Origin of the sequence: Bradyrhizobium sp. SZCCHNS1050 (assembly GCF_032484785.1) — a bacterium.
Taxonomy (GTDB): domain Bacteria; phylum Pseudomonadota; class Alphaproteobacteria; order Rhizobiales; family Xanthobacteraceae; genus Bradyrhizobium.
Window position 1 is genome coordinate 1,324,923 of the sequence record NZ_JAUETR010000001.1, and the last position, 12,392, is coordinate 1,337,314.

The following is a 12,392-nucleotide window of genomic DNA, read 5'->3' on the forward strand; positions in this document are numbered from 1 at the left end:
AGGCGCGGTTCAGGAAAGTATTTTCGACGGGCGGCCGGCCGTCCGCCTTGCGCCGGCGGGCGGCTCACCTAGCGGGCCGGCAATACCGCCGACGGCTCAGAGCCAGCCGTTTACAACCAGCCCTGCAGCTCGCGCAGCACGAGCTGCCGCAGCACCTCCATGCCGGGCGCGCTGTCGTTCAGGCACGGTACGGCGGAGAATTCCTCGCCGCCATTGTGCTTGAAGATCTCGCAATTCTCACCGGAGATCTCCTCCAGCGTCTCCAGGCAGTCGGCGGCAAAGCCCGGCATCACCACGGCGATGCGCTTGACGCCGTCCTTGGCGAGCTTCTCGATGGTCTTGTCGGTATAGGGCTGCAGCCACTCCGAGAAGCCGAAGCGCGACTGGAAGGTCAGCAGCAGCTTGGTGTCGTCCATGCCGAGCCGCTTGCGCAGCAGCTCGGTGGTGGCGACGCACTGCTCGCGATAGGGATCGCCCTTGTCGACATATTCCTTGGGCATGCCGTGGAACGAGGCCACGATCAGCTCGGGCTTGTACGCCAGCGTCTTCAGATGATCCTCGATCGAAACGGCCAGCGCCTCGATGTAGAAGTCGTCGTTGTAATAAGGCGGCGTCACCCGCAGCGTCGGCTGCGCGCGCAGCTCGGTCAGCACGCGGAACGCCTCGTCGCACACGGTCGCCGAGGTCGCGGCTGAATATTGCGGATAGAGCGGCACCACCAGGATGCGGTCGCAGCCCTGGGCCATGAGACCATCGACGCCAGCCTTGATCGACGGATTGCCGTAGCGCATCGCCCAGTCGACGATGACGTGGCTGCGGTCGGCCAGGCTCGCGGCCAGCTTCTCGCTCTGCGCGCGGGTGATCGTCTTCAGCGGCGATTCGTTCTTCTCGGTGTTCCAGATCGACTGGTAGTCTTTCGCCTTCTTGCGCGGCCGGACATTGAGGATGATCCCGTTGAGGATGATCTTCCACAACAGGCCCTGGTCCTCGATGACGCGGCGGTCGGACAGGAACTCCTTCAGATACACCCGCACGCCGGCGGCGTCGGCCGTATCCGGCGTCCCGAGATTGACCAGCAGCACGCCGACGCGGGACGTGCTCGCGGCCGGCAACGGCCTGACGTCGACAGGCCTGGCATTGTCCAGAGAGATGGCGGCGGTCATGATGCCCGTGACTGCTGAAGGGCGTGGCTTGGCGGCTTGTTTCGACATTGTCAAGATAAGGGCCATTTCACTGTTGTCATCGGGCTGGAGGAGCCATGACGATTGCCGAATTGTGCATTTTCGCCAGCGTAATGCTCTATCTCTTAACGATCGTGCCGGCGAAATGGATCAGCGTCGACGGTGGCGGGCGCTATGACAACGCCCGGCCGCGAGATCCCGCCTTCTACGCCGGCGGCATCCGCGAGCGGGCGCTGGGCGCCCATCAGAACGGCATCGAGGCGTTCCCGTTCTTTGCCGCGGCGGTGCTGCTGGCCGAGTTCCGCGGCGCGCCGCAGAACCTGATCAACGAGCTGTCGGTGCTGTTCGTGATCGTGCGCACCGCCTATGTGCTGACCTACGTGGGCAACCGGCCGTCGCTGCGCTCGATCCTGTGGGCGATCGGGTTCCTGATCACCGTCGCGATCTTCTTCCTGCCCCTGCTGCGCCAATACCTGCCGGTTTGAGTGGGCCCAGTTTCCGGGCGTGAGAAGCGTCACATCTCCATGCCCATCCGGATGCTAACCAAAACGGCCATGCGGCCTCCGTCTGTACGCCATTCGTTTCTCCTTTGATCCGGTCTGCTGCGGCCAGTTGATTGGATTTGACGGCGAAATTCCCTATAGGGCGGAGTGAATTGGACTGCCGCAGCGGCACTGTGAGGCCGCCAGAGGGATCGTGATGACTTTGACCAGCTCGGCCCCCGCGCGCGCGCCGCGCGACCCGGGAAATTACCAGACCGCCCTGCAATCGACGGTGCGGGCGGCCGCGGACTGGCTGATCGCCAACCAGAAGCCCGACGGTCATTGGGTCGGCCGCGCCGAATCCAACGCCTGCATGGAGGCGCAATGGTGCCTGGCGCTGTGGTTCATGGGGCTCGAGGAGCATCCGCTGCGCAAGCGCCTGGGCCAGTCGCTGCTCGACAGCCAGCGCCCGGACGGCGCCTGGCAGGTCTATTTCGGCGCCCCCAATGGCGACATCAACGCGACCGTCGAGGCCTATGCCGCGCTGCGCTCGCTCGGCTTCCGCGACGACGAGCCGCCGGTGCGCCGCGCCCGCGAATGGATCGAAGCCAAGGGGGGCCTGCGCAACATTCGCGTGTTCACGCGCTATTGGCTGGCGCTGATCGGCGAATGGCCGTGGGAGAAGACCCCCAACATCCCGCCCGAGGTGATCTGGTTTCCGCTCTGGTTTCCGTTCTCGATCTACAATTTCGCGCAATGGGCACGCGCAACCCTGATGCCGATCGCGGTGCTGTCGGCGCGGCGGCCGAGCCGGCCGCTGCCGCTCGAGAACCGGCTGGACGCGTTGTTTCCGCATGGGCGCAACGCGTTCGACTACGAGCTGCCGGTCAAGGCCAATGCCGGCGGCTGGGACAAGTTCTTCCGCGGCGCCGACAAGGTGCTGCATGCCCTGCAGAACCTCGGCAACAAGCTCAATCTCGGCCTGTTCCGCCCGGCGGCGACCAGCCGCGTGCTGGAATGGATGATCCGCCACCAGGATTTCGACGGCGCCTGGGGCGGCATCCAGCCGCCCTGGATCTACGGCCTGATGGCGCTCTACGCCGAGGGCTATCCGCTCAATCATCCCGTTCTCGCCAAGGGCCTCGATGCCCTGAACGATCCCGGCTGGCGAGTCGATGTCGGCGACGCCACCTACATCCAGGCGACCAACAGTCCAGTGTGGGACACGATCCTGACCCTGCTCGCCTTCGACGATGCCGGCGTGCTCGGCGATTACCCCGAGGCCGTCGACAAGGCGGTCAATTGGGTGCTCGACCGCCAGGTCCGCGTGCCCGGCGACTGGTCGATGAAGCTGCCGCACGTCAAGCCCGGCGGCTGGGCGTTCGAATACGCCAACAACTATTATCCCGACACGGACGACACCGCCGTGGCGCTGATCGCGCTGGCGCCGCTGCGCCGTGATCCGAAGTGGCAGGCCAAGGGCATCGACGAGGCGATTCAGCTCGGCGTCGACTGGCTGATCGGCATGCAGAGCGAGGGCGGCGGCTGGGGCGCGTTCGACAAGGACAACAACCAGAAGATCCTGACCAGGATCCCGTTCTGCGACTACGGCGAGGCGCTCGATCCGCCGTCGGTCGACGTCACCGCCCACATCGTCGAGGCGTTCGGCAAGCTCGGCATCTCGCGCAATCATCCCGCCATGGTGCGCGCGCTCGACTACATCCGACGGGAGCAGGAGCCGAGCGGCCCGTGGTTCGGCCGCTGGGGCGTCAACTACGTCTACGGCACCGGCGCGGTGCTGCCGGCGCTGGCCGCGATCGGCGAGGACATGACGCAACCCTATATCGGCCGCGCCTGCGACTGGCTCGTCGCGCATCAGCAGCCGGACGGCGGCTGGGGCGAGAGCTGCGCCTCCTACATGGATGTCAGCGCGGTCGGCCGCGGCACCACCACGGCGTCACAGACGGCGTGGGCGCTGATGGCCCTGCTCGCCGCCAACCGTCCGCAGGACAAGGAGGCGATCGAGCGCGGCTGCATGTGGCTGGTCGAGCGCCAGTCGGCCGGCACCTGGGACGAGCCGGAATTCACCGGCACCGGCTTCCCCGGCTATGGCGTCGGCCAGACCATCAAGCTGACCGATCCCTCTTTGCAGGAGCGGCTGATGCAGGGCCCGGAGCTGTCCCGCGCCTTCATGCTCCGCTACGGCATGTACCGCCACTACTTCCCGCTGATGGCCTTGGGCCGCGCGCTGCGGCCGCAGGGGCATGGGTAGGCGCGATTAGCAGCACGCCATCTTGGAAGCTGCAAGCCACGCCCACCGCTGTCGTCCCGGGCTTGACCCGGCAACTGTTATGTTGATGGAGTGATCGCATAAGGTTTTCGGTCGCGCATCATGGCATTCAGGATGGTTAGAAGCTTCCTGGCGACGGCGATGAGGGCGAGCTTGGCGGGTTTACCGGCTTGGCGCAGACGGTTGTAAAAGATCTTGAAGCGATCGGCGCGGCGGACGGCGTTGAGGGCGGCCATGTAGAGGGCGTCGCGGACACGCTTCCGGCCGCCGCCGATCTTGCGCTTGCCACGATACGCCCCGCTATCGCGATTGAAGGGAGCCAGGCCCGCAAGAGCGGCTACCTCCTTTGGCCCGAGATGGCCGAGTTCCGGCATCTGGGTGATGAGTTGCATGCAGGCGACGGGTCCCACACCGGGCACGGAGCGCATCAGCTGTGCCTGCTCCGCAAGCACCGGCTCGGCTTTGATGAGCGCGTTGATCTCGGCCTCGATCTCGACGATCTCGTCATTGAGGACCTCGATCAGGCGGCTGATGCGTTCGGCCATGGCGCGGTCCTCGGCCTCGCTGCGGCGGTTCTTTTCCTGGGCGCGCATGGCAACCAGTTGATCCCGCCGTTTTGCAAGCCTGGCGAGGGCGCTTTGGGCAGGCGTCATGGCCTGCTCGGTGGCTGGCTGCATGGCGCGCCCAAAGGCTGCCAGCGTTCGCGCGTCGATCGGATCGGTCTTGGCGAGTTGGCCGCTGGCGCGGGCGAAATCGCGAGCTCGAGCCGGGTTGATCCGCGCAAAGCGGATGCCCGCCCGACGCAGGGCCTCGCGCAGTTCGAGGTCGTAGACACCCGTGGCCTCAAAGACCACCAGAACATCGCATCCCCAACGCGCCACCAGCTGTGTGATGGCCTGTGGCCCGTTGGCGATGCGCTCCGGCGCCCCCACGGCTTCATCAAAAATATCGAGATAGGGTTTGCAAACGTCGATTCCGACGCAACGAAAAGGTACGATCACGGTGCCTGTCCCTGTGATGCGAGGTCTGTTGGCGCAGCCTCGTGCAACTGTTCAGGTTGATAAATGGAACGGGCGGGAGACCGAGCCGGCTCACGGCGTCTAGCGCCAAGGACCCAACGGCTTCCCGCCCACCATCATCATGGCAGACTTTCCAGACACAGGGACCCATAACTACCGGGAGTGGTTTGAGGCAGGCGCGTAGTTGGCAGTTCGCCCACCACCACGGCCGCGGAGTATGGGTCCCGGGTCAAGCCCGGGACGACACTTGTTGTGCCATCGTGGCCACTCCACCACTGTCATGCCCCGCGCAGCCGGGTTCATCCATTCCGCCGGAACAGAAATGGAGGCCGACAAGCGGCGGCTCAGCCTGATCCGATCAGAAGCAGGTGGTGCGCTCGGCCGCCATGTAGCCGAGCAGCAGGCCGGCGCCGAACAGCAGCACGAGGCCGGCGGCACCGAATTCGAGGCCGCGCATGATCAGTGCGCCGCCGCCCTCGCGGCCGGCGCTGAGTCGGCGGGCGACGTCCTTGGCGGCGACGGCGAGCACCGCGATGGTCGCGACCGTCACGGCGGTGCCGAGCCCCATCACGAACGTCGCGGCGACGCCGGCCCAGAACAGGCCCTGCGCCAGCGCGAACACCAGCACCAGGATCGCGCCCGAGCACGGCCGGATGCCGGCGGCGAAGATCGCCTGGAAGCCGCGCTGCCAGCCGCCGGGTCCGGCGAGCTCGCTCGGCGCCGGGCCGTGGGAATGGCCGCAGCCGCAATCGTCGCCATGGACGTGATCATGATGGACGTGATCATGCGCCACCGCATGAGCATGATCGTGGCTATGATGATCGTGTCCATGATGGTCATGACCGTGGTGATCATGGTGATGCTCACGATGCTGGTGATCATGCGCGTGGCCATGATCATGGGCTGACTGCGCCACGGCAGCCGCGGGCGCGCCAGCGAGCGCCAGAGCCGGCGCCGCCGGCTGCCAGGTGCGCAGGAACGCCGCGCCCTTGACCCAGACCAGGCGCGCGCCGAGCAGCGCGATCAGGCCGTAGCTCGCGATCTCCACCACCTTCTCGGCGCTGCACATGCTGGCCGCGGTGGCGTTGAGCAGCACGGCGCCGATCCCGACGATGGCGACCGCGACCAGCGCCTGCATCAGGCCCGAGGCGAACGACAGCACGATGCCGCGCTTCGCCGTCTCCTGGTTGGCGACGAGATAGGACGCGATCACCGCCTTGCCGTGGCCGGGGCCCGCAGCATGAAAGATGCCGTAGGCGAACGAGATCGCCAGCAGCCACCACACCGCCGAGCCATCTTGCTTGGCCGAGCGGATCGCCCCCGACATCTGCCGGTAGAACTCCGACTGCTTCGCGAGCAGCCAGCCGACGATGCCGCCGACCTGTGGCTCCGCCGGTGCGCCGAACGGCGATTTGGCGAGCAGCACATGCGAGGCGGCGTCGGCGGCAACGAGCACAGCGACGATCGCGGCGCAGGTAAGGAGCGGTCGAGCGGAGCTGGGGCGAGGTGTCATGGACATTCCACTGAGATCTTGTTGGCGAAATTCATTCCGAAATTGGCGTTCGCCCCGCCGCTCAGGAATGTCTGTTCGTTCATGGTCTGCGCGACGGAGCCGCCGTCGCTCGGTCTCACCAGGCCGAACTTGCAGCCCGAGGGAGCGCTGACCAGCGTGACGGGATCCTTCTCCGCCATCTGGAAATCGATGAAATAGCTGGGATCGTAGACCTCGACCTGGAGCTGCTTCGGCTTCACCGGCGCCTTCAGCGGCAGGGTGAAGTGCAGGGTCAGCTTGGTGTCCTTGTATTCGAGGTAATAGTCGACGGGGTCCTCGAGCTTCTGCTTGCGCCCGTCGGCCTTGAGGAAGGTGAAGTAGGCATATTCCTTCAGCGACTCGGCGTTGGTCTGCGCCAGCGGCGCCAGCTCCTCGCGGGTGTAGACGCCCTTCTGCTTGGTCTCGAGGCCCTGCAGCGCATAGGTCGCGAACATGTCGTCGAAGGTCCAGGCGTGCCGCACGCCGGTCACCGAGCCATCGGCCGCATAGAGCAGCTGGCTGGTCGCGGTGACCCAGACATGCGGATGGGCGCTCGCCGCGCTCGCGCCGAGCACGAGCGTCAGCGCAGCGAGGACGAACCGGACCAGCGCCATCCCCTTCATCTCAAGCCGCCTTGGCAACGTCGAGCAGGCCGCGCCGGCGCAGCAGCGCGTCGGGCTCGGGCTCGCGGCCGCGGAAGGCGATGTAGGCCGCTTCCGGATCGACCGAGCCGCCGGAGGCGTAGACATTGTCGTGGAGCCGCTTGGCGACCGCCGGGTCGAAGATGTTGCCGGCTTCCTCGAAGGCGCCGAAGGCATCCGCATCCATCACCTCCGACCACATGTAGCTGTAATAGCCCGCCGCATAATGGTCTCCCGAGAAGATGTGGCCGAATTGGGTCGGCCGGTGGCGCAGCGCGATCTCGGGCGGCATGCCGATCTTCTCCATCTCGGCCTTTTCGAAGGCGCGAACATCCTTGGAGGCCGCCGCCGGCTGGGTGTGGAACTCGAGGTCGATCAGCGCCGAGGAGACGAACTCGACGGTGGCAAAGCCCTGGTTGAAGCGGCGCGCGGCCAGGAAGCGGTCGAGCAGGTCCTGCGGCAGCGGCTCGCCCGTCTGGTAGTGGCGCGCGAAGGTTTGCAGCACCTCGGGACGCTCCTGCCAGTGCTCGTAGAGCTGCGACGGCAGCTCGACGAAGTCGGTGAACACCGCAGTGCCCGACAGCGACGGATAGGTCACGTTGGACAGGATGCCGTGCAGGCCGTGGCCGAACTCGTGGAACAGCGTGCGGGCATCGTCCGGCGACAGCAGCGACGGCTGTCCGTCGGCCCCCTTGGCGAAGTTGCAGACGTTGATGATCAAGGGCGCGGTGTCGCCGTCGAGCTTCTGCTGGTCGCGCAGCGAGGTCATCCAGGCGCCGGAGCGCTTCGACGAGCGGGCAAAGTAGTCGCCATAGAACAGCGCCTTGTGGCGGCCTCCCGCGTCCTTGATCTCCCAGACCCGGACGTCCGGATGCCAGACCGGGATGTCCTTGCGCTCGGCGAAGGTGATGCCGAACAGCCGGGTGGCGCAATCGAAGGCGGCCGCGATCATGTTGTCGAGCGAGAGATACGGCTTGATCGCGGCGTCGTCGAAGTTGGCCTTCGCCTGGCGCAGCTTCTCGGCGTAATAGCGCCAGTCCCAGGCCTCGAGCTTGAAGTTGCCGCCCTCCGCCGTGATCATCTCCTGCAGTTGATCGCGATCGGCCAGCGCCTTGGCGCGCGCCGGCTTCCAGACGCGCTCCAGCAGCCCGCGCACGGCCTCCGGCGTCTTCGCCATGGAATCCTCGAGGCGATAGGCGGCGAAGTTGGGAAAGCCCATGATCCTGGCGGCCTGCTCGCGCAAGGACAGGATCTCGCCGATGACGGCGTTGTTGTCGTTGGAATTGCCATTGTCGCCCCGCGCGGTGAAGGCCTTGAACACCTTCTCGCGCAGGTCGCGCCTGCCTGAGCTCTGCAGGAACGGCTCGACCGACGAGCGCGACAGGGTCACGATCGCCTTGCCGGGCATGCCGCGCTCATCCGCCGCAGCCTTGGCGGCAGCCACGAAGCTCTCGGACAGGCCGGCGCGGTCGTCCTCGCCGAGCTCGAGGTACCAGTCCTGCTCGTCGCCGAGCACGTGATGGCTGAAGGTGGTGCCGAGCTGGGCGAGCTTCTCGTTGATCTCGGCCATCCGCACCTTGTCGTCGTCCGAGAGGCCGGCGCCGGCACGGCGGAAGCGGGTGTAGGTGCGCTCCAGCAGCCGCTGCTCCTCGCCGGTGAGCTTGAGGTCCTTGCGATTGTCGTAGAGCAGCGCGATGCGGCCAAACAGCACGGCATTCATCATGATCGGGTTCCAGTGCCGCGCCATCCGCAGCGACACGTCCTTGTCGATCTCCAGAATCGCCGGGTTGGAATGCGCCGACACCAGATCGTAGAAGACAGCCGCGACCTTCGACAGCAGCTTGCCCGAGCGCTCCAGCGCCGTGATGGTGTTGGCGAAGTCCGGCTCGGCCGGATCATGGGTAATCGCGGTGATTTCGGCGGCGTGGTCGGCGAAGGCGCGCTCGAAGGCCGGCAGGAAGTGCTCGGGTTTGATCGCGTCGAAGGGCGGTGTCTGGTGCGGGGTCTCCCAGGCCACGAGCAGCGGATTGGTCTGGGCGTCGATCACAGCGGTGGTGTCTGACATCGGCTGGGGTCCGTCCTCTCCCGGAAGTTCGATGCGCCCCTCATATCATGGAGCTGGCTCTTTTTGGGTCATTTCCCCTTGAAGGGCCGGGCCTTTTCGGAGAGATTGCGGCCCGCAACAGGACCCTGGACCATGAACGCAGAGACCACCTCCAAAGCCGGCCGCCAGATCGCCTGGCCGACCGTGATCACCGTCATCTCGGCGGCGATCCTGATCGGTGCCGAAGTGTTCGGTGCGGCCTTCGCCGGCGGCTGGGCGCTCGCGATTCTGTTCGGGCTCGGCGATGGCGGCGCGCACATCGTTCAGGCCGTGCTGTTCGCGATCGGCGTGTTCGTGATGATCGGCTTCATCCGCGGCGCGCAGCGCATCGAGCCGTTCACCAGGCGCGCGTGAACAGCGTAAAAACACTGTCCTGCAAGCGTGAGCGCGTTACGAAAGTTTAAGCTCGCTTAACGTTCGTTCAGACATCAGCGCGGCATGTGTGTCGCGTAAGCACAGATTAGGGAAATCTTTCCCGGCGCCCAAAAATTCCTTGCGAACGAAATTCAAAACGCTTATTTCCGCTTCTGCCCAATTTCGCACGTGCCTGTGGTCGTGTGTCAGTCGGTAGGTATCCGGACAAGAGGCCGGACAGCCGCCAAGGGATGAGGAACCGAGGGGCCCTCGGATCGTTGCGATCAAGATCACCATGATCGAGATCGTCATGCTCCAGAGCCCAGCATCTCTCTCAAGAGATGCCGCTGAAGGTCACCCCATCTTTTGCAACCGTGACTGGCAGCCGGAGGCGAACCGGCGCACCCCGCTCTCAACGGGGGACGCGACTTAAAGCAACGACGGATCGGGCTTTTTTGGTCTCTACCGGCAGTCCAAAGCCGGCGCGGGCTACTGAAAAGGCTTGTCCTTCATTGCCAGGTGTGCGGGCGGGAAATTCCCAACCAATCCACGGCAGCACAATTCGGCTACGGGTTCGAGGTTTTGTCGCCTTTCCATCGGGCGGCAACGCCAAGGCACCCGTGTCGGGATCATTTTGAACGGGTCTCCGTCGCTGGGGCCGTTTGGAGGGTGCTATGACCGAACGTATCCGGGAATTCCTGCGCAACCGCCGCGAGGAAGGTCTGGACCACGAGCCCTGTCTCGTCGTCGACCTCGAGATCGTGCGCGACAACTACATGAGCTTCGCTCGCGCGCTGCCGGACAGCCGCGTGTTCTATGCGGTCAAGGCCAACCCGGCGCCGGAAGTGCTGTCGCTGCTCGCCTCGCTCGGCTCCTCCTTCGACACGGCGACGGTCGCCGAGATCGAGATGGCGCTGGCCGCCGGCGCGACGCCTGACCGCATCTCCTATGGCAACACCATCAAGAAGGAGCGGGACATCGCGCGCGCTTATGCGCTCGGCATCCGCCTGTTCGCGGTCGACTGCGCCGCCGAGGTCGAGAAGATCGCGCGCGCAGCGCCCGGCGCCAAGGTGTTCTGCCGCATCCTGTACGATTGCGCCGGCGCCGAATGGCCCCTGTCGCGCAAGTTCGGCTGCGATCCGGAGATGGCTGTGGAAGTGCTGGACCTGGCCAAGCGGCTGGGCCTGGAGCCGTGCGGCATCTCGTTCCATGTCGGCTCGCAGCAGCGCAAGGTGAAGGCGTGGGACCGCGCGCTGGCGATGGCCTCGACGGTGTTCCGCGACTGCGCCGAGCGCGGCATCAACCTGACCATGGTCAACATGGGCGGGGGCTTCCCGACCAAGTACCTGAAGGACGTGCCGCCGGTCGTGCAGTACGGCCGCTCGATCTTCCGCGCGCTGCGCAAGCATTTCGGCAACCAGATCCCGGAGACGATCATCGAGCCGGGCCGTGGCATGGTCGGCAACGCGGGGATCATCGAGTCGGAAGTGGTGCTGATCTCGAAGAAGAGCGACGAGGACGAGCTGCGCTGGGTCTATCTCGACATCGGCAAGTTCGGCGGCCTCGCCGAGACGATGGACGAGTCGATCCGCTACGCGATCCGCACCCCGCATGAGGGCGCGGAGATGACCCCGTGCGTGCTCGCCGGCCCGACCTGCGATTCGGCCGACGTGATGTACGAGAAGCTGCCGTATCCGCTGCCGGTGACGCTCTCGATCGGCGACAAGGTGCTGATCGAGGGGACCGGGGCCTATACGTCGACCTATGCGTCGGTGGCCTTCAACGGCATCCCCCCGCTGAAGACCTATCACATCTGATCCGGCGGCCCTCGCCCGCGCGCGGGTGAGACGGGCAAGAGCCTCGGGTGGGGCTTTCCCCACCCCGACCCTCCCCCGCAAGCGGGGGAGGGAGCGATAGATCGTCACCTTCAACCTGACATCACGTGTTTGCGCGCGGGCGAAGGCTTGCCGCGCAGGCCGGGGACTGACGTGCCATGACCGCTTTTCGCATCCCTTCGACTGCGCCCTCTCGGACTGCCGCTCCGTTCGTGATCCGCAGCGAACGGGCCTCCGACGTCGCAGCGCGCGAGACGCTGCTCGACCTGTGCTTTGGCGAGAATCGCCATGAGCGCACCTGCCAGCGCCTGCGCGACGGACGCGCGCCCGCCGCGGGCCTCGCTTTGTCGGCGGTGCGCGGCGGCGCGCTGGTGGGAACGCTGCGGTTGTGGCACGTCAGCGCCGGCGGACGCGACGCGCTGATGCTGGGGCCGCTGGCGGTCGCGGCCGAGGCGCGCCGTCTCGGCGTTGGCGCTGCACTGATGAATGCCGCGCTGATGATCGCGGCGTCGCGCGGCCATGGCGCCGTGATCCTGCTCGGCGATGCGCCCTATTACGCCCGCTTCGGCTTCTCGGTCGCGCAGACCGCCGCGCTGGAGCTGCCCGGCCCGTTCGAACGCGCGCGGCTGCTCGGGCTCGAGCTGGTCGAAGGCGCGCTGGACGGCGCGTCGGGCATGATCGTCGCGACCGGCGCTGCCGAACGCAAGGCCCGCCGCTCGCGTCGCGAGCGGCCGCTGCGATGCGCAGCGTGAAGACCAGGGCGGCGACAGCGCCGCAGCGGCGGACACTGCTGCCGACGCTCCTGCTGATCCTGCTCGGGATCATGATCGTCCGCGACATCGTGGTCAGGCGCTGGTCCAGCACGCCGCCCGCCGGACCTGACGTCACCCACCCGCGTTAGGCATGCCGGCAGGCCGCGTCCTGCCCGCCCCGCCAGGGGTTGCGCAGGTGCAGC

The 12,392-nt window shown here is 66.3% G+C and carries 11 protein-coding genes; 6 read left to right on the top strand and 5 right to left on the bottom strand.

What is annotated here, in order from left to right; genetic code table 11:
- Positions 1-110 precede the first annotated feature (110 nt).
- Positions 111-1,163, bottom strand: a complete 1,053-nt coding sequence (hemH, locus tag QX094_RS06120; protein WP_316171310.1) for a ferrochelatase — start codon at positions 1,161-1,163, stop codon at positions 111-113.
- 95 nt (positions 1,164-1,258) lie between these two features.
- On the opposite strand from hemH, the gene QX094_RS06125 reads away from it, so the two are divergent.
- Together QX094_RS06125 and shc are read left to right on the top strand one after the other, a co-directional pair.
- Positions 1,259-1,666, top strand: a complete 408-nt coding sequence (locus QX094_RS06125; protein WP_315716545.1) for an MAPEG family protein — start codon at positions 1,259-1,261, stop codon at positions 1,664-1,666.
- 214 nt (positions 1,667-1,880) lie between these two features.
- On the top strand, positions 1,881-3,935 hold the full coding sequence (gene shc / locus QX094_RS06130; RefSeq protein WP_316186086.1) for a squalene--hopene cyclase: 2,055 nt from the start codon (positions 1,881-1,883) through the stop codon (positions 3,933-3,935).
- Between the two features lie 77 nt (positions 3,936-4,012).
- On the opposite strand, the gene QX094_RS06135 is transcribed toward shc, so the two are convergent.
- The 4 genes from QX094_RS06135 to QX094_RS06150 form a co-directional block, all read right to left on the bottom strand.
- A complete protein-coding gene (locus QX094_RS06135) occupies positions 4,013-4,954 on the bottom strand; it encodes a transposase (RefSeq protein ID WP_315751903.1) in 942 nt (313 codons plus the stop codon).
- A gap of 376 nt (positions 4,955-5,330) precedes the next feature.
- Complete coding sequence (locus QX094_RS06140) at positions 5,331-6,485, bottom strand: nickel/cobalt transporter (RefSeq protein WP_316186085.1); 1,155 nt, start codon at positions 6,483-6,485, stop codon at positions 5,331-5,333.
- Positions 6,482-7,117 (bottom strand): DUF1007 family protein, encoded by a 636-nt coding sequence (locus tag QX094_RS06145; protein WP_315825478.1) that lies wholly within the window; start codon positions 7,115-7,117, stop codon positions 6,482-6,484. The genes QX094_RS06140 and QX094_RS06145 overlap by 4 nt, the downstream gene beginning before the upstream one ends.
- A gap of 10 nt (positions 7,118-7,127) precedes the next feature.
- Entirely contained in the window at positions 7,128-9,209 is a 2,082-nt protein-coding gene (locus tag QX094_RS06150) for a M3 family metallopeptidase (protein WP_315716542.1), read from the bottom strand.
- Positions 9,210-9,341: 132 nt separating this feature from the next.
- On the opposite strand from QX094_RS06150, the gene QX094_RS06155 reads away from it, so the two are divergent.
- The 4 genes from QX094_RS06155 to QX094_RS06170 all read left to right on the top strand — a co-directional run bounded on the left by QX094_RS06155 (position 9,342) and on the right by QX094_RS06170 (position 12,338).
- Positions 9,342-9,602: a hypothetical protein gene (locus QX094_RS06155; protein ID WP_315716541.1), complete on the top strand. Its 261-nt coding sequence runs from the start codon at positions 9,342-9,344 to the stop codon at positions 9,600-9,602.
- A 674-nt stretch (positions 9,603-10,276) separates the two neighbouring features.
- The gene (locus QX094_RS06160) at positions 10,277-11,419 is read left to right on the top strand and encodes a type III PLP-dependent enzyme (RefSeq protein WP_315716540.1); all 1,143 of its coding nucleotides are present in this window, start codon (positions 10,277-10,279) and stop codon (positions 11,417-11,419) included.
- 176 nt (positions 11,420-11,595) lie between these two features.
- A complete protein-coding gene (locus QX094_RS06165; RefSeq protein ID WP_315825450.1) occupies positions 11,596-12,189 on the top strand; it encodes an N-acetyltransferase in 594 nt (197 codons plus the stop codon).
- Entirely contained in the window at positions 12,186-12,338 is a 153-nt protein-coding gene (locus QX094_RS06170) for a hypothetical protein (protein WP_316188222.1), read from the top strand. The genes QX094_RS06165 and QX094_RS06170 overlap by 4 nt, the downstream gene beginning before the upstream one ends.
- The last annotated feature ends 54 nt before the right edge of the window (positions 12,339-12,392 follow it).

Excerpts from the sequence above, each read along its gene's own strand:
- hemH (WP_316171310.1), bottom strand. The coding sequence starts at position 1,163 with ATGACCGCCGCCATCTCTCTGGACAATGCCAGGCCTGTCGACGTCAGG.
- QX094_RS06125 (WP_315716545.1), top strand. The coding sequence starts at position 1,259 with ATGACGATTGCCGAATTGTGCATTTTCGCCAGCGTAATGCTCTATCTC.
- shc (WP_316186086.1), top strand. The coding sequence starts at position 1,881 with ATGACTTTGACCAGCTCGGCCCCCGCGCGCGCGCCGCGCGACCCGGGA.
- QX094_RS06140 (WP_316186085.1), bottom strand. The coding sequence starts at position 6,485 with ATGACACCTCGCCCCAGCTCCGCTCGACCGCTCCTTACCTGCGCCGCG.
- QX094_RS06145 (WP_315825478.1), bottom strand. The coding sequence starts at position 7,117 with ATGGCGCTGGTCCGGTTCGTCCTCGCTGCGCTGACGCTCGTGCTCGGC.
- QX094_RS06150 (WP_315716542.1), bottom strand. The coding sequence starts at position 9,209 with ATGTCAGACACCACCGCTGTGATCGACGCCCAGACCAATCCGCTGCTC.
- QX094_RS06155 (WP_315716541.1), top strand. The coding sequence starts at position 9,342 with ATGAACGCAGAGACCACCTCCAAAGCCGGCCGCCAGATCGCCTGGCCG.
- QX094_RS06160 (WP_315716540.1), top strand. The coding sequence starts at position 10,277 with ATGACCGAACGTATCCGGGAATTCCTGCGCAACCGCCGCGAGGAAGGT.
- QX094_RS06165 (WP_315825450.1), top strand. The coding sequence starts at position 11,596 with ATGACCGCTTTTCGCATCCCTTCGACTGCGCCCTCTCGGACTGCCGCT.